Source organism: Marinobacterium rhizophilum DSM 18822, from assembly GCF_000378045.1.
GTDB classification, from domain to species: domain Bacteria; phylum Pseudomonadota; class Gammaproteobacteria; order Pseudomonadales; family Balneatricaceae; genus Marinobacterium_A; species Marinobacterium_A rhizophilum.
In genome coordinates this window covers 71,360-96,172 of sequence record NZ_KB899097.1, presented here as the reverse complement: position 1 = coordinate 96,172, position 24,813 = coordinate 71,360, and the positions used below count along the sequence as shown (strand labels likewise).

The 24,813-nt window shown below is 59.0% G+C and carries 18 protein-coding genes; 15 read left to right on the top strand and 3 right to left on the bottom strand.

All coding sequences use genetic code 11. From position 1 onward, the window contains the following. The first annotated feature begins 126 nt into the window (after positions 1 to 126). From rimK to murB, 3 genes are all read left to right on the top strand, one after another. A complete protein-coding gene (gene rimK, locus F451_RS0111710) occupies positions 127 to 1,032 on the top strand; it encodes a 30S ribosomal protein S6--L-glutamate ligase (RefSeq protein WP_020681558.1) in 906 nt (301 codons plus the stop codon). Positions 1,033 to 1,247: 215 nt separating this feature from the next. Continuing rightward, positions 1,248 to 1,736 (top strand): low molecular weight protein-tyrosine-phosphatase, encoded by a 489-nt coding sequence (locus F451_RS0111705; RefSeq protein ID WP_040879749.1) that lies wholly within the window; start codon positions 1,248 to 1,250, stop codon positions 1,734 to 1,736. Further along, positions 1,733 to 2,755 carry a UDP-N-acetylmuramate dehydrogenase gene (gene murB, locus F451_RS0111700; protein ID WP_020681556.1) on the top strand — a complete coding sequence of 341 codons (1,023 nt, stop codon included), beginning with the start codon at positions 1,733 to 1,735 and terminating at the stop codon, positions 2,753 to 2,755. The genes F451_RS0111705 and murB overlap by 4 nt, the downstream gene beginning before the upstream one ends. Before the next feature lie 109 nt (positions 2,756 to 2,864). Here murB and rne read toward each other — a convergent pair whose 3' ends face one another. Continuing rightward, a complete protein-coding gene (gene rne / locus F451_RS0111695) occupies positions 2,865 to 6,224 on the bottom strand; it encodes a ribonuclease E (protein ID WP_026291714.1) in 3,360 nt (1,119 codons plus the stop codon). A 476-nt stretch (positions 6,225 to 6,700) separates the two neighbouring features. Here rne and rluC point away from each other — a divergent pair, with 476 nt between their 5' ends. From rluC to F451_RS0111670, 5 genes are all read left to right on the top strand, one after another. Then, the gene (gene rluC, locus F451_RS0111690; protein WP_020681554.1) at positions 6,701 to 7,702 is read left to right on the top strand and encodes a 23S rRNA pseudouridine(955/2504/2580) synthase RluC; all 1,002 of its coding nucleotides are present in this window, start codon (positions 6,701 to 6,703) and stop codon (positions 7,700 to 7,702) included. Next, positions 7,695 to 8,795, top strand: coding sequence for a DNA-binding protein (locus F451_RS0111685; protein ID WP_020681553.1), 1,101 nt, complete (start codon positions 7,695 to 7,697; stop codon positions 8,793 to 8,795). The genes rluC and F451_RS0111685 overlap by 8 nt, the downstream gene beginning before the upstream one ends. Before the next feature lie 126 nt (positions 8,796 to 8,921). Then, complete coding sequence (cysB, locus tag F451_RS0111680; RefSeq protein ID WP_020681552.1) at positions 8,922 to 9,896, top strand: HTH-type transcriptional regulator CysB; 975 nt, start codon at positions 8,922 to 8,924, stop codon at positions 9,894 to 9,896. A gap of 98 nt (positions 9,897 to 9,994) precedes the next feature. Continuing rightward, complete coding sequence (gene thrH / locus F451_RS0111675) at positions 9,995 to 10,612, top strand: bifunctional phosphoserine phosphatase/homoserine phosphotransferase ThrH (RefSeq protein WP_020681551.1); 618 nt, start codon at positions 9,995 to 9,997, stop codon at positions 10,610 to 10,612. Between the two features lie 334 nt (positions 10,613 to 10,946). Then, entirely contained in the window at positions 10,947 to 12,863 is a 1,917-nt protein-coding gene (locus F451_RS0111670; RefSeq protein WP_020681550.1) for a S8 family serine peptidase, read from the top strand. Positions 12,864 to 12,866: 3 nt separating this feature from the next. Here F451_RS0111670 and pabB read toward each other — a convergent pair whose 3' ends face one another. Continuing rightward, a complete protein-coding gene (pabB, locus tag F451_RS0111665) occupies positions 12,867 to 14,258 on the bottom strand; it encodes an aminodeoxychorismate synthase component I (RefSeq protein WP_020681549.1) in 1,392 nt (463 codons plus the stop codon). Positions 14,259 to 14,492: 234 nt separating this feature from the next. Here pabB and F451_RS0111660 point away from each other — a divergent pair, with 234 nt between their 5' ends. The 7 genes from F451_RS0111660 (at position 14,493) to prpD (ending at position 23,897) form a co-directional block, all read left to right on the top strand. Next, positions 14,493 to 15,365, top strand: coding sequence for an alpha/beta fold hydrolase (locus F451_RS0111660; protein WP_020681548.1), 873 nt, complete (start codon positions 14,493 to 14,495; stop codon positions 15,363 to 15,365). Between the two features lie 176 nt (positions 15,366 to 15,541). Further along, positions 15,542 to 16,222 carry a GntR family transcriptional regulator gene (locus F451_RS0111655; RefSeq protein ID WP_020681547.1) on the top strand — a complete coding sequence of 227 codons (681 nt, stop codon included), beginning with the start codon at positions 15,542 to 15,544 and terminating at the stop codon, positions 16,220 to 16,222. Further along, complete coding sequence (prpB, locus tag F451_RS0111650; protein ID WP_020681546.1) at positions 16,215 to 17,108, top strand: methylisocitrate lyase; 894 nt, start codon at positions 16,215 to 16,217, stop codon at positions 17,106 to 17,108. Before F451_RS0111655 ends, prpB begins: the two co-directional genes overlap by 8 nt. Before the next feature lie 111 nt (positions 17,109 to 17,219). Continuing rightward, on the top strand, positions 17,220 to 18,353 hold the full coding sequence (gene prpC, locus F451_RS0111645; protein WP_020681545.1) for a bifunctional 2-methylcitrate synthase/citrate synthase: 1,134 nt from the start codon (positions 17,220 to 17,222) through the stop codon (positions 18,351 to 18,353). Between the two features lie 132 nt (positions 18,354 to 18,485). Next, complete coding sequence (acnD, locus tag F451_RS0111640; RefSeq protein ID WP_020681544.1) at positions 18,486 to 21,080, top strand: Fe/S-dependent 2-methylisocitrate dehydratase AcnD; 2,595 nt, start codon at positions 18,486 to 18,488, stop codon at positions 21,078 to 21,080. 51 nt (positions 21,081 to 21,131) lie between these two features. Beyond that, positions 21,132 to 22,325 carry a 2-methylaconitate cis-trans isomerase PrpF gene (prpF, locus tag F451_RS0111635; RefSeq protein WP_020681543.1) on the top strand — a complete coding sequence of 398 codons (1,194 nt, stop codon included), beginning with the start codon at positions 21,132 to 21,134 and terminating at the stop codon, positions 22,323 to 22,325. A gap of 87 nt (positions 22,326 to 22,412) precedes the next feature. Continuing rightward, positions 22,413 to 23,897: a 2-methylcitrate dehydratase gene (gene prpD / locus F451_RS0111630; protein WP_026291712.1), complete on the top strand. Its 1,485-nt coding sequence runs from the start codon at positions 22,413 to 22,415 to the stop codon at positions 23,895 to 23,897. A 51-nt stretch (positions 23,898 to 23,948) separates the two neighbouring features. On the opposite strand, the gene ppsR is transcribed toward prpD, so the two are convergent. Beyond that, positions 23,949 to 24,764 (bottom strand): posphoenolpyruvate synthetase regulatory kinase/phosphorylase PpsR, encoded by an 816-nt coding sequence (ppsR, locus tag F451_RS0111625; protein ID WP_020681541.1) that lies wholly within the window; start codon positions 24,762 to 24,764, stop codon positions 23,949 to 23,951. Positions 24,765 to 24,813: the final 49 nt, after the last annotated feature.

Sequence of the window (24,813 nt, the reverse complement as noted above, 5' to 3'; positions counted from 1 at the left end):
TGGCGAGAGGCTTGTTGTGAAAACACCGACGGTCATGTCCAGGCGGCGGACCTGTTAAGCCTGCCGGTGGTAAAGGGAAAGTCTGAATTTTCTCGCAAGGAAGCTTCCCCTTGGATGGGAGCTGTGATGAAAGTCGTTGTTCTGTCGCGCAACAGGAAACTCTACTCTACCCGGCGCCTTGCCGAGGCCTGCGCGTTGCGCGGTCACGAGGTGGAGGTGATCAACCATCTCAAGTGCTATGTCGATATCGCCTCAAATCGCCCCAGTGTTCATTACGGTGACGAAAGGCTGCCCGTTTACGATGCGGTGATTCCGCGTATTGGCAGCACTGTCACCGAATATGGTACTGCGGTTCTGCGACAGTTCGAGATGATGGGCACCTATCCGTTGAATGAGTCAGTGGCTATTTCGCGCGCCCGTAACAGTCTGCGCTCGCTGCAACTGCTTGCAAGGGGCGGAATCGGACTGCCGTTGACCGGGTTCGCCTGCTCAACCGAGAGCACTCAGGAGCTGATCAGGATCGTGGGCGGAGCACCGCTGGTGTTGAAGTTGTCGCAGAGTTCCCGGGGCAAGGGCGTGTTCCTGGCCGAGACGGAACAGGCCGCGCAAACACTGATCGATGCGTTTCGCGAGCTTGATGCCAATTTTCTGGTGCAGGAATTTATCAAGGAGTCCCACGGCAGCCGTATCCGCTGTCTGGTTATCGGCGAAAAGGTGGTGGCGGCGATGAAGTACACGGCAAGGCCCGGTGAGTTCCGTTCAAATCTTCATCGCGGCGCCAGTACAGAAGTGGTGCGCCTCACGCCGGAAGAGCGCTCAACCGCGGTGCGGGCGGCAAAAATCATGGGACTCAATCTGTCGGGGGTGGATCTCCTGCGCTCCTACCATGGTCCTGTCGTGCTGGAAGTCAGTTCCACGCCGGGACTTAGAAGCATCGAAGAAACGACGGGCAAGGACATCGCCAGGCTGATTGTTGATTTTATCGAGAAAGTTGCCAAACCTCACCACACCCGCGCCCGGGGGCAGGGATAGGCCTTGGGGCTGTCATCAACGCTCAGCGGACGGCTTTCTAGCGCCGAATGCCTCGTGGGTTGGTTTCAGGGGCGCGAGGGCGGTGTTGGTGTTTCTGGCTGTCCTTGTGCTGTTTGTCTCGCGTGCCTTACTGTCTGCAATGGCGGTGGATTGCATTATAATGTTCAGCTTTGTCACTGTGGCGCTGTTGGCGCTTGCCGGGTGTTGTCGAGCTTATGAGTTGTAAAGAGACTGTGCGCGTTTTGTTGGTCTGTTTGGGTAATATTTGTCGTTCTCCGACCGCTCACGGGGTCCTTGAGCATCGCCTGCAGGAAGCTGGGCTGGATTGGGTCGGCGTCGATTCGGCCGGTACGGCGGCTTATCACCTGGGTAAGGCGCCGGATGCGCGCTCGACTGCCGCCGCGGCACAGCGCGGTGTGAAGCTTGCACACTTGCGTGCCCGCCAGGTGGTTGCGGCGGATTTCGACACCTTCGATCTGATACTGGCCATGGATGCACAGAATCTCGATGACCTGCGCGAAATGGCCCCCTCGGGTTGCCTTGCATCCGTGCGGCTGTTCATGGATTTCGCCCCCGACGCCACTGTGAGCGAGGTGCCCGATCCCTACTATGGGGGAGTGTCCGGTTTTGAGCAGGTGCTCGACCTGGTCGAAGCGGCATCCGCTGGCCTGGTGGATCAGTTGCATCGCGGAGTCTGGCGATGAGCAAGCTCGAGCACAATGTGGATTTGAGTCGGTACAACAGCTTTGGCTTTGCCGCCCGCGCCGAGAACTTTGTTCGGGTTGAATCACTGGTGCAGTTGCAGGATGCGGTTGTGCTGGCCAGGCAGAATCGCTGGCCCATGCTGGTGCTTGGGGGTGGTAGCAACCTTGTGCTGCGAGAGCGCGTACCGGGTCTGGTCATTCAGATGGGGATTGTTGGGCGGCAGGCTCAGCCTGTGGGCAGGGACGAGGTCCTGGTGACACTGGGCGCCGGTGAAATCTGGCACCCCAGCCTGATCTGGATGCTGGATCAGGGTTACTACGGGCTGGAAAATCTGGCGCTGATTCCTGGTACTGTGGGTGCTGCACCCATGCAAAACATTGGCGCCTACGGCGTAGAGCTGGAGCAGGGTTTTAATTCTCTGCAGGCGCTGGATACCGAAACGGGCGTGCTCAGGCGTTTTAGCCGCGAGGAGTGTTGCTTCGGCTACAGGGACAGCTATTTCAAATCTGCAGCGCCAGGCAGGTATATCATCGTTGATGTCAGCTTTAGCCTATCGCTGCAGCCTCGGCCGGTGCTGCGTTATCAGGTGCTGGTGGATGAATTGCAGGCGCGGGGAATTGAGCAGCCGCACCCCAGGGACCTGTTTGAGGTGGTGTGCGATATTCGCAGGTCCAAGCTGCCCGATCCAGTCGCTGTGGGCAATGCCGGCAGTTTTTTCAAAAATCCGCTGATATCGGAGACGCACTACGCTGACCTGCAGCGGCAGTACCCGGCACTGGTCGCTTATCCGGCAGGGAAAGATTACAAGCTGGCAGCCGGCTGGCTGATAGAGCAGTGCGGCTGGAAGGGGCACACCCGTGGATCGGTCGGGGTGTATGCGCGTCAGGCGCTGGTGCTGGTCAATTTGGGAACCGGTACGGCAAGTGAGTTGATGCTGTTGGCGGACGAGATCGTGCAGTCGGTTGAAGCGCGTTTCGGTGTGACGCTTGAGATGGAGCCGCGACTCTACCCGGCCTGATTGGCAGGCTCGCGGTCGCAACGCGTGCCTGAACCCGAATGAGGGCTGAGAACTGAGTAATAAAAAAGCCGGCTTAATAGCCGGCTTTTTAGTGTGTAGCACTCAGTGATCAGGAGTGCTGGTTCTCAGCTTTTTCGTCCTGTGCTTTCTGCTGGCTACGACGTTTCTCCCGGGGGTCGTTGGGCGCACGACCTGCACGGCGACGGCGACGCGGCGCGTGCCGTTGTGCTTTTGCATCGGTGTCGGTTGTGTCAGCGGCAACCGGCTCAGCAATGGCATCTTCAGGTGCCGGTTCCGATGCTGCATCAGGCGCTTTGGCGTCAACGGTCGTTTCAGGCACCTGGGCATTGGCTTCGGTTTCAGCGTCGGCTGCCGGAGCTTCAGCTTTTACGTCCGCTTCAGATTCCGCCGGGGCCAGATCTGCCGCCTTGGCTGCTTTTTCGGGTTCAGCAGATTCAGGTTCAGCAGCCTCAGGCGCAGCTGTCTGTGCCGAGTCTTCTGCAACGCTAGTCGATTCCACAGCGGCAGGCTCCGTCGATTCCGGCTGGAGGGCTGCAACAGTGTCTTCTTTCTCCGCTTCTTCAACGATTTCTTTCGCGGCTTCAAGCTCAGCTGATGCGGTTTCCGTTATATCTGCTGTTGCAGTATCAGCTTTTATCGCAGCTTCTTCAGTAGCTTCAGTAGCTTCAGTAGCTTCAGTAGCTTCAGTAGCTTCAGTAGCTTCAACCACTTCAGCAGCGGCCGTCAGCGGCGCGTTAGCGTCGCTTGGGGTGCCCCGTGCTGCAGCGGGTTCTTTGGCAGTTTCGGCTGCAGCCGTCTCTTCCGCTGTCTCTGCAGCTGTCGCAGCTGAGGTCTTGGCGGTGGCTTCAGCAGCCTGCGGTGCTGTTTCCATTTCAGCCGTTTCAGCCGTTTCAGTCACCTCAGTTGCCGCAGGGGCTGTTTCTGCTTCGGATTCAGCCGTGTGCTTTGCAGTCGTTTCGGTGGCAGCAGCCTGTACATCAGGCTTGGCATCACCTTGTGCCGGTGCGGACGTATCCTGCGCAGCTACCGGTGTGGCGGCGGTGTCTGCTGCCGCTTGTGCAGCAACAGCGTCTGCCTCGTCCTGAGGTGCAGCGGGTGCCACTGCAGCTACGGCGTCCGCTGTCTGGGTGCGTTCAGCAACTCGTTCAGAACCGCGACGACGACGACCACGGCGGCGACCGCGGGTTTCGCTGTCATCGCTGCTCTCCCGTGCTTCGCGCTTCTCTGCGGCCGGCTTGGGCTGGGGCGTCTCTTCGACTTCAGGCGCGCTGCCGGTATCCGGCGATTCGGTGCTGGCGGCGGCCTGTGCGGGGCGCTGCTCTTCGCCCGTCTCGGCGCTGCGGGCAGCGTGTTCTGTGCGGGACTCGTCACTGTCACTCTTGCGGCTGCGACGGCGACGACGCGGCTTGCTGGGCTTGGTTTGCTCCTCTGCGCTGGGCGGCGGAGCACTGTCGGCCTGCTGCGGTGTGATGGTGATTATTTCGTCCGAGTCTTGCTGCGAACGGCGACGACGGTCATTGTCCCGGCTGTCGCGGCGACGCTTGGGCTTGCTGCGCTCCTGAGTGGCAGAAGGGGACGTGCGGCTGCGTTCTTCGCGGTTCTGGCTGGGCGCCCGGCCCTGGCGAATCTCAGGCAGTGGCGTGGGTTCCGGCTCAGCCTTTTCTGTTGTTGTTCCAAACAGGCTCTTGAAGAAGCCGGTCAGTTTGCTACCCAGGCTTACAGGCGCTGCAGGCGCTGTGGGTGCTGTGGGTGCCGCCTTGGGGGCAACGGGTGTGCGCTCGACAGGTTTCGGCGCTGCGGCGGGCTCGGGCTGGGTGACCGCTTCAGGTGCTGCAGCGGGTGCAGGCGAGGCGGGGGCTACGCCCTGTACCGCGGCTTCTTCGCGCTTGACAGCCTTGGCTGCAGTCGAGGTGAACTCTTCCTGCTTGGGGGGCGGCTGCAGGTTGTAGCTGGCGTCGTTGGTGGTGGCCACTGTGTGGTCATCACGCAGGCGCACGACTTCATAGTGCGGCGTCTCCATATTTGGATTCGGCACAATGACAATGCGCACGCGGTGGCGCAGTTCGATTTCGTGTACTTCGTGACGCTTTTCGTTCAGCAGGTATGTCGCCGCCGTGACCGGCAGGATGGCACGGATCTGGGATGTGCGATCCTTGGAGGACTCTTCCTCAATCAGGCGCAGGATCGACAGGGCCAGGGATTCGGTATCCCGAATGGAGCCCTGGCCGTTGCAGCGCGGACACACAGTACCGCGGGATTCGGCCAGTGACGGGCGCAGGCGCTGACGGGACATTTCCAGCAGGCCGAAGCGGGAAATGCGGCCCATCTGTACGCGGGCGCGGTCCAGCTTCAGGGAGTCTGCCAGACGGTCTTCCACGGCGCGTTGGTTCTTTATCGGTGTCATGTCGATGAAGTCGATCACCACCAGGCCGCCGATATCGCGCAGACGCAGCTGGCGAGCGATTTCTTCCGCCGCTTCGAGGTTGGTGTGCAGTGCGGTCTCTTCGATATCGCTGCCCCGAGTGGCACGGGCCGAGTTGATGTCGATGGACACCAGGGCTTCGGTCGGGTCGATCACGATCGAGCCGCCGGAGGGCAGGGTGACTTCGCGTTCAAAGGCTGTCTCGATCTGGGATTCGATCTGATAGCGATTGAACAGCGGGGTCTGCTCTTTGTAGAGCTTGATTTTGTTCTCGAAGCTCGGCATCACGTGGCGGATGAACTGACGCGCTTCTTCGAACACCTTATCGCTATCGATCAGCACTTCGCCGATGTCGTTGCGCAGGTAATCGCGGATTGCGCGGATCACCACATTGCTTTCCTGATAAACCAGGAAGGGAGCGTTGCGCTTGGTGCTGGCTTCGGTGATGGCTTCCCACAGGGTGGCCAGATAGTTAAGGTCCCACTGCAGTTCTTCCGAGCTGCGACCCACACCTGCGGTGCGGATGATAATGCCCATTTTTTCAGGCACTTCAACGCCGGACAGGGCTTCTTTCAGCTGGCTGCGCTCTTCTCCTTCGATGCGGCGTGAAATACCGCCTGCACGAGGGTTGTTCGGCATCAGAACCAGGTAGCGACCGGCCAGGCTGATGAAGGTGGTGAGGGCTGCGCCCTTGTTGCCACGCTCTTCTTTTTCAACCTGAACAATGACTTCGGTGCCTTCCTTAAGAACATCCTTGATGTTCGGGCGTCCGCCGCGTTCGGGTTGCTTGCTGAAGTAGTCACGGGAAATTTCCTTCATGGGAAGGAAACCGTGGCGATCGGCACCGTAATCGACGAAAGCAGCTTCAAGGCTCGGTTCTACGCGGGTGATCTTGCCCTTGTAGATGTTGGCCTTTTTTTGTTCGCGGTTGGATGACTCTATATCCAGATCGTATAGCCGCTGCCCGTCAACGAGGGCGACCCGCAACTCTTCTGGCTGAGTTGCGTTTATTAGCATTCTTTTCATGTAGTTAGCATTCTTTAAATAGGGGACTGCACGTCTGGCCACTGGTCGAGCTGTATGACCGTATCTTGTTGGTACGGTCCGGTCTTGTGACGCGGTCAGTGTGACGCGGCCAGCGGCTGATGGTGCCGCCTGGCAATGTGTAGACTCGTATCGTCGGTGGAGGAAACGCCAGCCAATATAGTTCTAAGTTCTTTGCTTGTTGCTGCCGCTTTGGCAGGTTCTGGGCTGGTGTACATCTTCACCTGCAACCGGACCGCTCAGGACCGGTGGCTGGAGTGCATTCCCGAAAACTGTTGTTGAATAGGTCTATTATGCCGGCACTCGGGCTTCTGCGCCCGCCGCATCGCCAGCAATTGCTCGGGGAGGGTCAGGCGGTTCGATAAATTTGCATTCTCTAAGAGCCAACCGCACACGGCAGCGGTAGAATATATCAGCTATCCCTAAAGGCATCAATCAGAGCGCTCTATCCTATTAATATGTCAAAAAATATTGCGGCCGCGCCGGTCAGTGTCCAGTTTGTTGAAGTGACGGAAGATCAGGACGGTCAGCGGATCGATAACTTCCTGCGTACGGCACTCAAGGGTGTCCCCAAAAGCCTGATTTACCGCATCGTTCGCAAGGGCGAGTTGAGGGTGAACAAGAAGCGGGTGAAACCTGATTACAAGGTACAGTCCGGCGACCTGGTCAGAATACCGCCGATTCGAGTGTCTGCGCCGCGTGAGGACGCACCCGTCAAGCAGGGACTGGTTGATGTGCTGGAAGCGGCGATCCTTTACGAAGACAATGAGCTGATTATTATTAACAAGCCGTCAGGGCTGGCGGTACACGGTGGCAGCGGCGTGAGTCTCGGGTTGATCGAGGCGCTGCGTCAGATTCGTCCAGAGCAGCGTTTTCTGGAGCTGGTGCACCGGCTTGATCGTGATACATCAGGCTGCATCATGGTGGCCAAGAAACGTTCGATGCTGAAGTTTCTGCATGAGGGCTTGCGTCAAAAGGGCCGGATCACCAAAATCTATCAGGCATTGGTGGTTGGGCGCTGGTCGACACGCACCCATAAGGTCGATGCGCCGCTGAACAAGAATGAGCTCAAGTCTGGCGAGCGTATCGTCAAGGTGCAGCCCGAGGGCAAGCCGTCGCTGACGCTGTTCCGTGTACTGCGCCGCTTCGGCGTCAGTGCGACGCTGGTTGAAGCACAGCCGGTCACCGGGCGCACCCACCAGATCAGGGTGCATGCCCAGTTTGCGGGCCACCCGATCATCGGTGACGAAAAGTATGGTGTAGATGAGTTAAATCGAGAGATGAAAACACTTGGTATACGGCGGCTGTTCCTGCATGCGGCGCAGCTGCGCTTAACCCTGCCAAATGGAGAACGCCTGCGAGTGGAGGCTCCTTTGGAGTCGCAGTTGCTGGAAGGCTTGACCAAGCTGCAGGAAGACGGGTCTGATGGTGTGGATGTCCAGGAAGGATCAAATGAGTAATAACGAGTTGAAACAACAGGTGTTCCGAGTGGCTGATCAGCTGCTGCTCAGTGGTCAGTCTCCGACGGCGGTGCTGATTCAGCGTCAATTGGATGCAGAAGACGGCGAGATTGAGCCTTGTCTGGCGTTGTGGTGGCAGACTTTGTCTGAACGCGTGGGTCTGGATGCTGCGGTGACGCCCATTCCGGAAGTGCCGGATAGCCTGGCGGCTGCTTTCTCCCGTGTCTGGCAGCAGGCGGTTCAGGAGGCCTCCTCCGCGGTGACGCTGGTTAAGCGCCATGCCGAATACGGTGCTGAAGCGGAGCGCCGTGTATCGGAAGATGCGCTCAAGCAGTCCCATGACCATTATCAGGAGCTCGAGGCGCGCTATCGCGAGCAGGTTCTGAAGCTTGAAAGGGCCGTCAGTGCCGGTAAGACGGCGGAGGCGGAGGTCGCGCATCTGAAGAACAGTCTGACGGCCGAGGCCGCACGTTTTGCCAAGGAAGAGGCTCAGCGCCTGCATCTCGAGCAAGAGCTTGAGCACCTGCACAAGACCTATGAAGATGCCAAGCGCAGCTTCGATCTGCGCATCAAGGAGGAGCAGCGCTACAACCTTGAAGCACTCGCCAAGAGTGAGGCAGATGTAAAGCACTACCGTTCCTTGCAGGAAAAACTGCGTGACGAGTTTGGCAAGAAAGAGTCCGTGCTGGCGCGGGACATCAGTGACCTGCAGGCATTGCAGGCCAAAAAGGATAGCCGGATCGACACGCTGCAGGCCAGCATCCGCAGTCTTGAAGATGAGTTGAAATCCGCGCAGCAGGAAATTGCCGTGCAGCAGCGCGAGCTGGCCAAGGTGAACGCGAGCCTTCTGTCTGAGGTCAATCGCAGCAAGCGGTTGGAGGACAAGGTCAAGGAGCTTGAAGGCGATATCAAGCAACAGGTGCAACGTGGTGCCAGCGCCGCAAGTGAAGCGGCACGGCGGGAAAATGCGCTGCGGGCGCAGGTCCAGGCTCGGGAAGAAGAGCTGCTGCGGGTGAACGCCAAGGTGGTTGCGCAGGAGAAGCGCCTGATAACCCAGGATGAAGAGCTCAAGCGAATGACAGCCCGGCTTTAGGGGCGGGCCTTCAGTCTGGATCTTCGGTTGGGACGCTGTTCATCTTATTCTATACTGTTATAAGTCGCTGTTTTTTTGAACCTGTAGCGATATGTTAACAGCCAGAATGCGAGGTCAGGCAGGCCAATGAAGCTTCAGCAATTGCGTTATATCTGTGAGGTTGCCAAGCATGATCTCAATGTTTCGGCGACCGCGCAGAGCCTGTATACATCCCAGCCCGGCATCAGCAAACAGATTCGCCTGCTTGAGGATGAGCTTGGGGTGGAGGTCTTTGCTCGTAGCGGCAAGCACCTGACAAGGGTCACCACGGCTGGCGAAGCCATACTGGCGGTGGCCGGCGAAATCCTGCAGAAAGTCGAAAGTATCAAGCAGGTGGCGCAGGAGTTCAGCGATGAGCGCAAGGGCAGTCTTGCCATTGCCACTACGCACACTCAGGCGCGTTATGCGCTGCCCTGGTCCATTACCCAGTTCATCAAAAGCTATCCCGATGTATCGCTGCACATGCATCAGGGTACGCCGATGCAGATTTCCGAGATGGCCGCCGACGGTACCGTGGACTTCGCCATCGCCACCGAGGCCATGTCCCATTTCAGCGACCTGATCATGATGCCCTGCTATCGCTGGAACCGTTCGGTCGTCGTCCCCCAGGACCATCCTCTGTGCCAGGTCTCCAGGCTTACGATCAAGGAATTGGCGGCCTATCCGCTGGTAACCTATGTATTCGGCTTTACCGGGCGTTCCAAGCTCGATGATGCTTTTATCCGCGAGGGGCTGACCCCCAAGGTCATTTTTACCGCCGTCGACTCCGATGTGATCAAGACCTATGTGCGGCTCAAGCTGGGTGTTGGCATCATCGCCACCATGGCCTATGAGCCGGATATTGACAGCGATCTGGTGGCGCTGGATGCCAGCCATTTGTTCGAGGCATCCACGACGCGCATCGGCTTTCGCAAGGGAACTTTCCTGCGTGGCTATATGTACTACTTTATCCAGAAGTTTGCCCCGCACCTTACCGAGGATGTGGTGCGACAGGTGCAGGCCTGCTCGAGCCGGGCTGAAATCGATGCCATCTTTGACGGCCAGGTGCTGCCGGAGATGTGATTCTGGCGGGTCGCTGCAACCCGGGTTGCGAACCTGAAGGGCAGGGGGTAGATTGACGGGCTGGTGATTTCGCCTGTCAATTACGCAAGGAGAGTGCTGTGGAGCTGGCCTGTCTTGATCTGGAAGGTGTACTGGTCCCGGAAATCTGGATCGCATTTGCAGAAGAAACGGGTATTGATGCCCTCAAAGCCACCACCCGGGATATTCCTGACTACGATGTGCTGATGCAGCAGCGTCTGCGCATTCTCGACGAGCATGGCCTTACGCTGCCGCAAATTCAGCAGACGATCAGCCGCCTTCAGCCACTGGAGGGGGCGAAGGAGTTTATCGACTGGCTGCGCGAGCGATTTCAGGTCGTCATACTGTCCGATACTTTCTATGAGTTTGCCGCGCCGCTGATGCAGCAGCTGGGCTATCCGACCTTGTTGTGCCACAAGCTGGAAACCGACGAGCAGGGTCGGATTACCGGCTACCGGTTGCGGCAAAGGGATCCAAAGCGCCAGTCCGTGCGGGCCTTTCAGCTGCTGAACTACCGGGTCATTGCCGCCGGTGATTCGTATAACGATACCACCATGCTGTCTCAGGCCGAGGCCGGTATCCTGTTCCATGCGCCGCACAATGTGATCGCCGAATTCCCGCAATTCCCAGCGGTGCAGACATTTGATGATCTCAAGCGCGAATTTATCAGCGCGAGCCAGCGAGACCTTAACCTGTAACCTTTGTGGAACACCTCGCTTAAATTTTTTGCAGGTATAGGCAGGGTGATCGCACGGCCGATGCGCTAAACTTCATCAATAGGGTGCGTGCGTCTGTTGAGCCGTTATTAGTTTGTAGCAGGCATGTACCAGTCTGGAGATTGCGTCGTACTCCAACTCGGAATTCCTTGTAGTGCTTGAATGTCAGGGATGGTGGTTGTTCGCTGCAAGGGGTTGGTTTCGGTCACTGCCTGTAGAGGGTGGCAGCGAAAGCAAGTCCTGCCTGACGCCCTGCCGGATGTAGGGCTCACCGGTCGCGCATAAGCGCGGCAGTGGCGGGGCAGAGGAAAACGCGATGCGCCATCTGATGTCCTTTTTTGTCTTCCTTGTGCTTATTTTCTCCCCGTTGAGTGATGCTCAGGCATTGCCGCCGCTTGATCCAGGGCGGACTCATGCCTCACCACCGCCGGCGTATGCGCCCGACCGGGTACTGGTCAAGTTTAAGCCGGGCCTCGCAGAATCCGAGGTGGCGGCGCTGGCTCGTCAGTCGGGGGATCGTCATCTGCGTTCGATCCCAGGGCTTGATGTGCATGTGCTTGAGGTTCCTGCCGGATCAGTGCTGGGCCGGGTAGCCCTTTATCAGCGTAATCCGAACGTGCTTTATGCCGAGCCGGATTTTTATCGCATCTTGATCGAGCCAAATGAAGGCACTGATCCGCCCCCGCCCGATGGTACCGGCAATGATCATTTCTCCGACCAGTGGGCGTTAAACAATACTGGTCAGTTTCATGCGATTTCCGACCCGGATGAGGGTATTGTCGAAGTAAGGGGTTCGTCGGACGCAGATATCGACGCACCGCAGGCCTGGGATATCACAACCGGTTCGGCTGCCGTCAAGATTGGCATTCTGGATACCGGGGTAGACTGCCGGGACGGGGCTAACCCTTTGGGTAGTCTTGAATTTTCTGCCGGAAAATGTGTTGAGCAGGTCAACTTTGTTGCCGAAGAGGAAAATCTGCTCGATTACATCGGCCATGGCTCCCATGTCGCGGGCATCGCGGCCGCGGCGACAAATAATGGCATTGGTGTTGCCGGGGTGGGTTGGAACAGCTCGGTTGGGAGTCTCAAAACCTGTTTTTCATACAAATACTACCCGTACCCTGAACTTGAGCCATGGTGCGGCTGTTATGTATATATTGGCGTCTGTCCGGTGTCGGCATCGGCTACCGCTATTCAGTACGCCGCCGACAACGACTATCACGTCATCAACATGAGCTACGCCAGTGACGAATTTGACGTCAATGGTGAGCCGGTAAGCTACGGTAATTATTCGCAGACGGAGGCTGATGCTGTTGCCAATGCCTGGGCTTCAGGTGTGGTATTGGTGGCCGCCGCGGGCAACGAAGGGACCGACACTCAACTATATCCGGCCGCCTACCCTGAAGTGATCGCGGTTGCAGCGACGGACCATGACGACAACGTGCCCGATTTCTCGAGTTTTGGCAGTAGCTGGGTATCACTGATGGCGCCGGGTGAGAATATCCTTTCTACCGTCCCCAATGACTTCTGCATTTTCTATGCGGATATACTGGGGCTGGTATTTGATCCGAACAGCGACGTCTGTCTCGACTGGTATTCCGGCACTTCGATGGCCAGTCCCCATGTGGCCGGTGCGGCGGCATTAGTTTGGGCGCACCTGTTCTCGGCCAGTCTGGCCGATCCTGGCAGTTGTACCGATGCCGACGGTATCACGCCCTGCAACCAGGCGGTACGCAACCGCCTTGAATCCGGCGCAGACACGGCAGGTGCGCTGGGACAGAATATGCTGGCCTGGTCGATGCACGGGCGGCTGAATGTCCAGGCCGCGCTGCTGGCGGGTGCCGAGCCGCCTGTGCTACCTGCTGAAGACCCCCCGCCGCCGCCAGGGGGCTTCACTGCTGTAGCCGGCGATGACAGCGGCAATGGCGTGGCGCTGCTGAGCTGGAGTTACGGCGTCGATCCGGGCGCCTTCGAGGTGAAGCGTGACAGTATCCATCCGAAGAATGGTCGGGTCACTGAAACGGTTTTCAAGACGCTTGCCGGCGGTGTGCGTGACGATATGGACGACCCGCCTGAGGGGCTTTACCGTTACAGCCTTCGGGCGCTTGATGGGGGGCAGGCATCCGACTGGGCAGAGATGCCTGTCACCGAAACTGTCACGGTCGTGGACAGCAGTGGTGGCGGTGGAAGTACAGGGGGCGGCGGAAAAGGGGGTGGCAAGCCTAAAAAGTAAGGTCTATGCGCCTTTACGGCAGGTCGCCTCGAGCGTCTTCAGCAGGTTGTTCACCTTGCTGTAGGTTTCCGCGTATTCCTGCTCGGTGATTGAATCGGCGACGATACCGCCGCCGGCCCAGCAGTAGATGCGGTCCTGTTCGCACAACAGGGTGCGGATGGTGATGCTGGTGTCCATGCGACCGCACAGGCTGATATAGCCGATGGAACCGCAATAGATGTTGCGTCTTTGCGGTTCCAGTTCGTCGATGATTTCCATGGCGCGGATTTTGGGTGCGCCGGTGATCGAGCCACCCGGGAAACAATGTTCCAGCAGATCCAGCGGCTGTTGCTGCTCGGCCAGTGTACCGGTCACCGTGGTGACCAGATGGTGCACATTGGCGTAGCTTTCCACGGTAAACAGACGCGGCACTTTCACAGATCCCAGCGCGCAAACCTTGCTCAGGTCGTTGCGCATCAGATCCACAATCATCAGATTCTCGGCGCGGTCCTTGCGTGACTCGCGCAGCTCCTCTTTCAGCAGTGCGTCTGAGTCCCGGTCGCCGCCCCGTGGCCGCGTGCCCTTGATGGGCTTGGTCGTCACCTGGCCCCGATCGGTACACAGAAACTGCTCGGGTGACAGTGACAGTACCGCACCATCGCTGCTTTCCAGGTAGGCCGAGTAGGGTGTCGGTGCCGCCTGGCGCAGCATCTGATAGGCCTGCCAGGGGTCGCCATCAAAGCTGGAGCTAAAGCGCTGGGTGAAATTGACCTGGTAGCAGTCACCAGCGCGTATGTAGGCATCAATGCGCGCCAGTGCCTGATTGTAGTGCTCGGGGGGCAGGTCGTTGTTAAAGTTTGCGCGCAGCTGAAATGCCGCTGCAGTGGCAGGCGCAGCTGAGGCTGCTGTTACATGTTTCAACCGCTCCAGTACCGCCTCTATTTGCTGCGCCTTGCAGCTCGGGTGGGCGATCAGCTCTGCGCGGGCCTGGTGGTGATCCACGATGATGGCCCAGCTATAAAAACCCATGCGCATTTCCGGAAACGCGATGTCATCCTCTGCCAGCGCAGGCAGCTGCTCCAGAGCGCGTCCCAGGTCATATCCCAGATGACCAATCAGGCCACCGCAGAACGGCAAATCGTCTTGCGCATCAGGCGACGGGTGTTCGCCCAGCAAGCGTCTTAGTGCATTAAAGGGGGAGCCAGGCAGAGCTTCGATGGCGCCATTGCGCACAAGCTCAAGGCTGCCGCGGTTGTAGCGCACCAGAAAGTCCGGCGCGGCAGAGAGTATGTCGAAGCGGCCGTAAGGGCTGAGCGGCCGGCCGCTGTCCAGCCAGACCGGACTGCCAAGGTCGCGAATCGCTTCGAAGAGGGGGCTGCTGTCTTCGCGGTAGTCTAATGCTGTACGACTGATCACGTGCCTGAGTTCTGCCTGCCGGTATAAAGCGGCAATTCTACCCGCGGTGCACAGGCAATGCACGAGGCGGATGCTGATGCGACTGTCGTCAGCACAGGATAAGGCTGCGCAATAGTGCCCAGAGGCTATAATTGCCCTGCGATGCTCGAAGTGTCGACACTTTTTCTATCGAGCGTTCGTCCGGTGTTGAACTAACGCGGCTACCGGCCTGTTCGCTTAATCAAGGATCTTTACATGCGTCACCCTTTTGCCATCGAAAAACACTGTCTGAAACTGGCGGATCAGCACCTGACCTATAGGCTTTATCATAACCCCGAGGCACCTGCCGATCGGCATCTGGTGCTGCTGCACGGTGCCGGTGTGGCCGGTCTCGATACCTGGCACGCGCTGATTGCGTTCACTTCCCAGTGGCGCTGGATTCTCGTGCCTGATCTGCGCGGCATGGGCGACACGCACAGTCCCGATGGTCACGAGCATCCCTACAGCATTCATACGCTAGTGGCGGACCTGGCAGCGCTGGTGGGCCATCTTGGATGGGATGCTTTCGACCTGGGAGGCTATTCCCTGGGCGGGCTGGTGGCCATGCTGTTCAAGCAGCAGCACAGTGCGTGGGTGCAAAAGCAGTACTTGCTTGAGTCCGCTGTGCTGGATCGCCCCGACTGGGGCAGCACCGTAGCACTGCGCCAGCGTTACACCCATGCAGCGGCGCACCTGAGCGGCGAGGATGCCAGGCAGGGCATTTATCAGTTTCTCGATGCGATTTCGCCGGATCGAAAGATCAAGCCCGAGGCCGAAGCAATGATGGTTGCCCGCCTGGCGGCGCGCCCGCAGGGCTTTGCCAATGCGCTCAATGCTGTTACCCGCGCGATCAATGAGCTGGACCGTGATGCGCTCGTGGCCGCCCAGGGGGATGTCAGCAGCTTTATTGGCGGGCGCAGCGTCGATCCCATGCATCAGTATCACCGTCACCTGGCTGAGCGATTGCCCAACTGGCACTACTTTCTGGTGGCGGGTACCGATCACTCTCTGCCGTTTCAGAAGCCGCGTCAGATCGCGGCGACGATGGAGGCCGAGCTGCTACGGCATCTGGGATCGAGTGGCATCTAGTGTTGGGCGATTCGCTGCCCGGCGTGTACACACTTCGTATAGTGTCGACAATTTATATCAATATGGCTGTTGAACTATTCTTTATGTGGCGCTAAGGTTGTCTGTATTGAACATTGTCGACAGTCTTCACTTTGTGAGCCCTTATGACAGACAAAACAATTGTACGATCCCTTCAGATGGAAACCCGAACACTGGCGGATCGCGTCTGTGAGGAAATCGTCACCGCGATCGTCAAGGGCGAGATGCCGCCGGGTTACAAGATAAGCGAACCTGAGCTTGCACGCGTTTATGGCATCAGCCGGGGTCCGTTGCGTGAAGCCATGCGTCGTCTCGAAGGCCTGCGCCTGATTGAGCGCAAGCCCCATATCGGTGCCCGCGTGGTGAAGCTGTCGGCAAATGAACTGGTTGAGATCTACCGGGTGCGTGAGGCCCTTGAGGGCATGGCGTGCCGGCTGGCGGCCGAGTTCATGACCGAGGCCGAAATTCAGGGGCTGCGGGACCTGCTGGATGCGCATGAGCGTTCGGTGGAAGAGCTCGAAGGCAGGGCCTATTTTCAGAAAGAGGGCGATCTGGATTTTCATTTCCGGATCGTACAGGGCAGCAAGAATGCCAAGTTGCTGGAGATTCTCGGCAGCGATCTTTATCACCTGGTACGCATGTACCGCTATCAATTCAGTGTCTCCAGTTCGCGTCCCAAACGGGCGCTCAAGGAGCATCGCCAGATCGTGGATGCGATCGATGCGCGGGACCCTGAGCTGGCGGAATTGCTCATGCGTCGACACATCAGTGCGGCGCGTCGCAACATCGAAAATAAACTTGAATCAGTGAATTCAACTCTGGGGGAACATCATGGCTGACAAACTTACTGCAGGCGGACGCTTTCGCAAGGCACTGGCTGAAAACAAGCCGCTGCAAATCGTGGGCACTATTAATGCCTATCACGCCATGATGGCAACCCGTGTCGGGCACCAGGCCATTTACCTGTCCGGTGGCGGCGTGGCCAATGCTTCTTACGGCCTGCCGGATCTTGGCATGACCTCCATGAATGATGTGCTCGAAGATGTGCGACGCATCTCCAATGCGGTGGATACACCCCTGTTGGTGGACATCGATACCGGCTGGGGCGGCGCCTTCAATATTGCCCGCACCGTGCGGGAAATGATCAAGGGTGGCGCGGCGGCCGTGCATATCGAAGACCAGGTCGCCCAGAAGCGTTGCGGTCATCGTCCCAACAAGGAGATTGTTTCGCTGGAAGAAATGGTAGATCGGGTCAAAGCGGCGGTGGATGCCCGTACCGATGACGATTTCTTCATTATCGCCCGTACCGATGCCTTCCAGATGGAGGGGCTGAATGCGGCCGTAGAGCGCGCCCAGGCCTGCCTGGAAGCCGGTGCCGACGGGATCTTCGCTGAAGCGGTACATACGCTGGAGGATTACCGCGCCTTTACCGATGGCATCCAGGGAGCGCATCTGCTGGCCAACATCACCGAATTCGGCGCCACGCCGTTGTTCAACAAGCAGGAACTGGCCGAGAACGGCGCCAGCATGGTGCTTTACCCGCTGTCGGCTTTCCGGGCGGCCAACAAGGCGGCGCTGAATGTGTTCGAACATCTGCTGCACGATGGTGATCAGCGCGCTGTCGTCGACAGCATGCAGACCCGCATGGAACTTTACGATTTCCTGAATTATCACGAGTTTGAGCAGAAGCTCGATGCGCTCTTCGCCGAAGGCAAGAACAAGTAGCAGCGATGCCGGCCGAAGAGGGGTGTGACCCGCTCGTCGCTCGCTGTACCCAATTCGAACAACCGGGCAGTACAACGGCTGTTGCCGGTAAAAAAAATAAGGAGAGACAGGATGGCTGAAGCAAAACAACTGAGCGGCGCCGGTCTTCGTGGTCAGTCTGCTGGCGCAACGGCGCTGTGCACGGTGGGGCAATCCGGGGCTGGCCTGACGTACCGGGGCTATGATATTGCGGAACTGGCCGACAAGGCTCAGTTTGAGGAAGTCGCCTATCTGCTGCTGTATGGCAAGCTGCCCAACCGGGCCGAGCTGGACGCCTACATTACGCGGCTCAAGGGCTATCGCGACTTGCCCCAGGCGCTGAAGGCGGTGCTTGAACAGATTCCGGCCGACGCTCATCCCATGGACGTGATGCGCACCGGATGCTCGATGCTGGGCAACCTGGAAACTGAACACAGCTTTACCGACCAGCATGATCATATCGATCGTATGCTGGGCTGCTTTCCGTCGATCATCTGCTACTGGTACCGTTACAGCCACGATGGCGTGCGCATCGACACTCGGGCACCCGAGGTCGACTCCATTGGCGGGCACTTCCTGACCCTGTTGCGGGGCGAAAAGCCGAACGAGCTGCACGAGCGCGTCATGAACGTGTCGCTGATTCTGTACGCCGAGCATGAATTCAATGCCTCGACCTTTGCCGCCCGCGTCTGTGCCTCCACGCTGTCCGATATTCATTCCAGCGTCACGGCTGCCATCGGCACGCTGCGTGGCCCGCTGCATGGCGGTGCCAACGAAGCGGCGATGGAAATGATTGAGCACTGGACCTCGGCGGATGAGGCTGAGCGCGAAATCCTGGGCAAACTCGAACGCAAGGAAAAGATCATGGGCTTCGGTCACGCGATTTACCGCGAATCCGACCCACGCAATGCACTCATTAAAAAGTGGTCCAAGCGTCTCGCCGAAGAGGTGGGTGATACGGTGCTGTACCCCGTCTCTGAACGCTGTGAAGCCGTGATGTGGCGCGAGAAGAAACTGTTCTGCAATGCTGACTTCTTCCATGCATCGGCGTATCACTTCATGGGCATTCCCACCAAGCTGTTCACGCCGATCTTCGTGTGCTCGCGCGTCAGCGGCTGGACCGCCCATATTATCGAGCAGCGTGAAAACAACCGCATTATTCGACCGAGTGCCGACTACACCGGCCCCGATCATGCTGACTGGATCGCGATCGAAGATCGCACCTGAGCCTGCAGGCGATCGCCGTGCGATCGCCTCGCCCACCTTTTTGCTCAGTAACGCGGCAGCCGGCGTAGACGCCCGGATGCTGATGCCCGCCGGCTCGCGTTGCTGAGTGCTACTCGATGGAGTCCCGGCGCAATGAACACTCAATACCGCAAATCCCTGCCAGGCACCGACCTGGATTATTTCGATACCCGGGCAGCTGTCGACGCGATCCAGCCCGGCGCCTATGACAAGCTTCCGTACACATCCCGCGTGCTGGCGGAAAACCTGGTGCGTCGCTGCGACCCCGCCACCCTGACCGACTCGCTGAAGCAGTTTATCGAACGTAAGCGCGAACTGGATTTTCCCTGGTTTCCGGCGCGTGTCGTTTGTCACGACATTCTTGGCCAGACGGCGCTGGTGGATCTTGCCGGCCTGCGCGATGCCATTGCCGAGCAGGGTGGTGACCCCTCGCAGGTTAACCCCGTGGTACCGACCCAGCTGATCGTTGACCACTCGCTGGCCGTGGAGCACGGTGGCTTTGAAAAAGATGCGTTTGAAAAGAACCGCAGCATCGAAGACCGCCGTAATGAAGACCGTTTTCACTTTATCAACTGGACCAAGAAGGCGTTTAAGAACGTTGATGTGATACCGCCCGGTAACGGCATCATGCACCAGATCAACCTGGAGAAAATGTCTCCGGTGATTCAGGCCCGCGATGGCGTGGCCTTCCCGGATACGCTGGTGGGCACGGACAGCCATACGCCGCACGTCGATGCACTGGGCGTTATTGCCATCGGTGTTGGCGGCCTGGAAGCTGAAAGTGTCATGCTGGGGCGGGCGTCCTGGATGCGCCTGCCTGACATTATTGGTGTGGAACTGACGGGAACCCGCCAGCCCGGCATTACGGCCACCGATATCGTGCTGGCGGTCACCGAATTCCTGCGCGCCCAGAAGGTGGTGTCTTCTTACCTTGAGTTCTTCGGTGAGGGTGTTGCCGCACTGACCCTGGGGGATCGGGCCACCATCTCCAATATGACGCCGGAATTCGGCGCCTCGGCGGCGATGTTCTACATCGACGAGCAGACAATTGATTACCTGCGCATTACCGGCCGTGAAGACGAGCAGGTCAAGCTGGTGGAAAATTACGCCAAAACCACCGGCCTCTGGGCGGACAGTTTGAAAAATGCCGAGTACGAGCGCGTGCTGACGTTCGACCTGTCCAGCGTCGGTCGCAATATTGCCGGCCCATCGAATCCGCACAACCGGGTACCGACCTCCGAGCTTGCCGATCGCGGTATCGCCGGCACGGTGGAAAACGAACCGGGACTCATGCCGGATGGCGCGGTGATCATTGCCGCCATTACCAGCTGTACCAATACCAGCAATCCGCGCAACGTGATTGCCGCGGGCCTGCTGGCACGCAATGCCAATGCCCGCGGCCTGGTGCGCAAGCCCTGGGTGAAAACCTCGCTGGCGCCGGGATCAAAAGCGGTGCAGCTGTACCTGGAAGACGCAGGGCTGCTGCCCGAGCTCGAACAGCTGGGATTTGGCATCGTCGGCTTTGCCTGCACCACCTGCAATGGCATGAGCGGGGCGCTGGATCCCAAGATCCAGCAGGAAGTGATTGACCGCGACCTGTATGCGACAGCGGTGCTGTCGGGTAACCGCAATTTTGATGGCCGCATTCATCCCTACGCCAAGCAGGCCTTCCTGGCCTCGCCGCCGCTGGTGGTCGCCTACGCCATCGCAGGCACCATCCGCTTCGATATTGAAAAGGATGTGCTGGGCATCGACAAGGACGGCCAGCCCGTCACCTTGAAAGATCTCTGGCCGAGTGATGAAGAGATTGATGCCATCGTGCGCGAGAGCGTCAAGCCTGAGCAGTTCCGCAAGGTGTACATACCGATGTTTGCCGTGGAAGATGACAACGGTGAGCAGGTGACGCCACTGTATGACTGGCGGCCGCAAAGCACCTATATCCGTCGCCCGCCATACTGGGAAGGGGCACTGGCAGGTGAGCGTAGCATGAAAGGCATGCGCCCGCTGGCGGTGCTGGGTGACAACATCACCACGGATCACCTGTCGCCGTCCAATGCGATTCTGCTCGACAGCGCCGCCGGCGCCTACCTGCACAAGATGGGCCTGCCGGAGGTGGACTTCAACTCCTATGCGACCCACCGCGGCGATCACCTCACGGCACAGCGTGCGACCTTCGCCAATCCCAAACTGTTCAATGAAATGGTGCAGGAAGACGGCAAGGTCAAGCAGGGATCCCTGGCCCGCATCGAGCCTGAAGGCACGGTCACGCGCATGTGGGAGGCGATCGAGACCTACATGGAGCGCAAGCAGCCCCTGATCATTGTGGCCGGCGCCGACTATGGTCAGGGCTCGTCCCGAGACTGGGCGGCCAAGGGTGTGCGTCTTGCTGGTGTTGAGGTCATTGTGGCGGAAGGTTTCGAGCGTATTCACCGTACCAACCTGGTGGGCATGGGTGTCCTGCCACTGGAGTTCATGCTGGGAGAAAACCGGCATACGTACGCCATTGACGGTACCGAGACCTATGACGTGGTGGGTGAGCCGACACCCCGCGCGGAGCTGACACTGGTGATCAATCGCCGCAATGGCGAGCGCGTCGAGGTACCGGTGCGCTGTCGCCTGGATACCGCTGAAGAAGTGTCTATCTATGGCGCCGGTGGCGTGTTGCAGCGCTTTGCGCAGGACTTCCTTGAGTCCAGTGTCAGTGCCTGATCGGTTCGAGCGGGCGCCCTGGCGGCGCCCGCTTTCTTTAGGAGTTCAGTAATGTCCCAAGTACCCCAGATTCACGCTCCACAGATAAAGATTCCTGCCACCTATATGCGTGGCGGTACCAGCAAGGGTGTGTTCTTCAGCCTTGACGATCTGCCTGAATCGGCCCGTGTGCCCGGTGCTGCGCGCGATGCGCTGCTGCTGCGCGTTATCGGCAGTCCTGATCCTTACGGCAAGCAGACTGACGGCATGGGTGGTGCCACGTCCAGTACCAGCAAGACCGTTATTCTGTCCAAAAGTCAGCAGCCGGAGCATGATGTCGATTACCTGTTCGGTCAGGTCTCTATCGACAAGCCCTTTGTCGACTGGAGTGGCAACTGCGGCAATCTCACCGCGGCGGTCGGTTCCTTTGCCATCAGCAGTGGGCTGGTCGATGCCGGTCGCATCCCCGAGAACGGCGTGGCGATTGTGCGCATCTGGCAGGCCAACATCGGTAAGACCATCATCGCCCATGTGCCGATGACCGACGGTGCGGTACAGGAAACCGGTGACTTCGAACTCGATGGTGTGACCTTCCCGGCGGCGGAAGTGCAGGTCGAGTTCATGGACCCGGCCGACGGCGAGGGCGCGATGTTCCCGACCGGTAATCTGGTCGACGATCTCGACGTCCCCGGTGTTGGTACCTTCAGGGCCACGCTGATCAATGCCGGCATTCCGACCATCTTTCTGAATGCCGAAGATCTTGGTCACCGCGGCACCGAACTGCAAGATGACATTAACGGCGATGCCGAGATTCTGGCGCGCTTTGAATTGATTCGTGCGCACGGCGCGGTGCGCATGGGGCTGATTGAGCACGTTGATCAGGCGGCTACGCGCCAGCATACGCCCAAGGTGGCCTTTGTAGCCAAACCGGCCGACTACCTGTCGTCAAGCGGTAAAGCCGTACAGGCCTCGGAGCTGGATCTGCTGGTACGGGCGTTGTCCATGGGCAAGTTGCATCACGCCATGATGGGCACCGCCGCCGTTGCCATTGGTGCTGCTGCCGCCATTCCCGGTACCCTGGTGAACCTTGCCGCCGGCGGTGGCGCGCGTAATGCCGTGACCTTTGGTCACCCGTCGGGCACCCTGCGCGTAGGTGCCGAGGCCCGGCAGGTCGATGGCGACTGGGTCGTGACGAAGGCGGTCATGAGCCGCAGCGCCCGTGTGTTGATGGAAGGCTGGGTCCGTATTCCCGGCGATTCGTTTTAAACGCCGCTATCCTGCAGGGTAACGGGGCGGATTTTTCGTCCCCGTTTTGCCGCTTTTTGCCTTTTTCGTCAGGGGAGGAGCAGGATGATGGCGGATGCTTTCGATCTGAACGAGCGCCCGGATTATGACCAGGTTATCCAGGATATAGCGGACTACGTACTGGACTACCGAATCGACAGTGCGGTGGCGCTGGATACGGCGCGCAACTGCCTGATGGATACCCTGGGCTGCGCTCTGCTGGCCCTGCGCTTCCCCGAGTGCACCAAGCACCTGGGGCCCATCGTGGAAGGGACCCTGGTGCCCAATGGCGCGCGTGTGCCCGGCACGCAGTTTAGGCTGGATCCGGTCAAGGCCGCGTGGGACATCGGTTGTCTTGTCCGCTGGCTCGATTATAACGACACCTGGCTTGCCGCCGAGTGGGGCCATCCATCCGATAACCTGGGTGGCATTCTGGCCGTGTCCGACTACCTGTCGCAGCAGCGCATGTCGCAGGGCAAGGCGCCGCTTGGCATGCGCGATGTCCTGGATGCCATGATCAGGGCCCACGAGATTCAAGGGGTGATCGCGCTGGAAAACGCCTTCAATCGTGTGGGTCTCGATCATGTGCTGTTGGTGCGTGTCGCCTCTACCGCCGTCGTCACCAAACTGATGGGCGGGGACCACGAGACCATTATGGCGGCCCTGTCCCAGGCCTGGGTCGATGGTGCTGCGCTGCGCACCTATCGTCATGCCCCCAATGCAGGCTCACGCAAGTCCTGGGCGGCGGGTGATGCGAGCGCCCGTGCCGTGCGCCTGGCCGACATGTCGATGCGCGGCGAGATGGGGATTCCCGGCGCGCTGACGGCCAGGCAGTGGGGCTTCTATGACGTGTTGTTCAGCAAGACCAACGCCGATCAGCGGATTAAGCCCCAGGACCTGCGCCGGTTCAGTATTTCACGCCCCTATGGCACCTACGTAATGGAGAACGTGCTGTTCAAGGTTGCCTTCCCGGCTGAGTTCCATGCCCAGACTGCCGTCGAGGCCGCGGTGCAACTGCATCCGCAGGTCAGGGGCAGGCTCGATCAGGTCGACAGGATCGTTATTCGTACCCATGAATCTGCTATCCGCATCATCTCCAAGGTGGGTGCCCTGGCCAACGCGGCCGATCGCGATCACTGCCTGCAGTATATGACCGCCGTGCCGCTGATCTTTGGCAATCTGCTGGCCGAGCATTATGAGGATTCCTTTCATGCCGCCAACCCTGTCATCGACGTGTTGCGTGACAAGATGGAGGTCATTGAGGAGCCGCGTTTCAGTGCCGAGTATCTCCACGCCGACAAGCGCTCCATTGCCAATGCCGTGCAGGTGTTCTTTGTCGATGGCAGTCACACGGCCGAAGTCATCGTGGAATACCCGCTGGGCCACCGTCGTCGGCGCAACGAAGGTATTCCGTTGCTTGAAGACAAGTTCAGGGCAAACCTGGCGACACGCTTTCCCGCGGCCCGCTGTGAGCGGATTTTTGCACTGTGCAAGGACCCGGCGGCGCTGGGCGCGATGCCGGTCAATGCGTTCATGGACCTGCTGGTGATCTGATTCTTGGCCGCAGATCGAGCCTGTTTGCAGGAATAGGAACTGAAAGGCCGGTTACGGCTGTCGGACCAGCTTGGCCTCGGAAATGATGCGCGTGGCAATTTCCTCCACCGAAAAGGTGGTGGTATTGATGCAGGGCAGGCGTTCCTGGCGGAACAGCCGCTCGATGGTGCGTACCTCCAGCGTGCATTGATCGAGTGAGGCATAGCGGCTGTTGGGTCGCCGCTCATGGCGAATGGCGGCAAGCTGGAACGGGTCGATGGTGAGTCCGTAAAGTTTGCTCCGGTGCGCCTCCAGGCAGGCGGGCAGGCTCTTGAGCGACAGGTCTTCTTCCGTGAAGGGGTAGTTGGCGGCGCGGATACCGTATTGCAGCGCCATATAGAGGCAGCTGGGTGTCTTGCCCGAGCGGGACACGCCCACCAGAATGATGTCGGCCCGGTCATACTGCTGGGTGCGGGCGCCGTCGTCATTGTCGATGGCAAAGTTGACCGATTCTATACGGTTCTTGTAGAGGTGCATTTGCTGGATGGCGTGGGTTTTGCCGACCGTGTAGTTTGAATGGACCCCGAGTTCTTTTTCCAGTGGCTTGAGAAAGGTGGCGAATACATCAATCATCATGCCGTTGCACTGGGCGATATAGTTGCGGATCTCGTCGTTGACGATGGTATCCAGAATTATCGGGCGCACCTGGTCGGCTTCAACGGCGGCATTGATCTGCAGCGCCACGGCGTGCGCCTTCTCGAGAGTATCGATATAAGGCAGTGTGACCTTGTTGAACTGGATCCCATCGAACTGCGACAGCAGGCTGTTTCCCAGCGTTTCGGCGGTAATGCCGGTGCCGTCCGAGATAAAGAAAGCAGTACGTTTCATGGCGTGCATCCGGGCGTCAAGGGTCGATAAATGAAGTTGAAGCGGCATG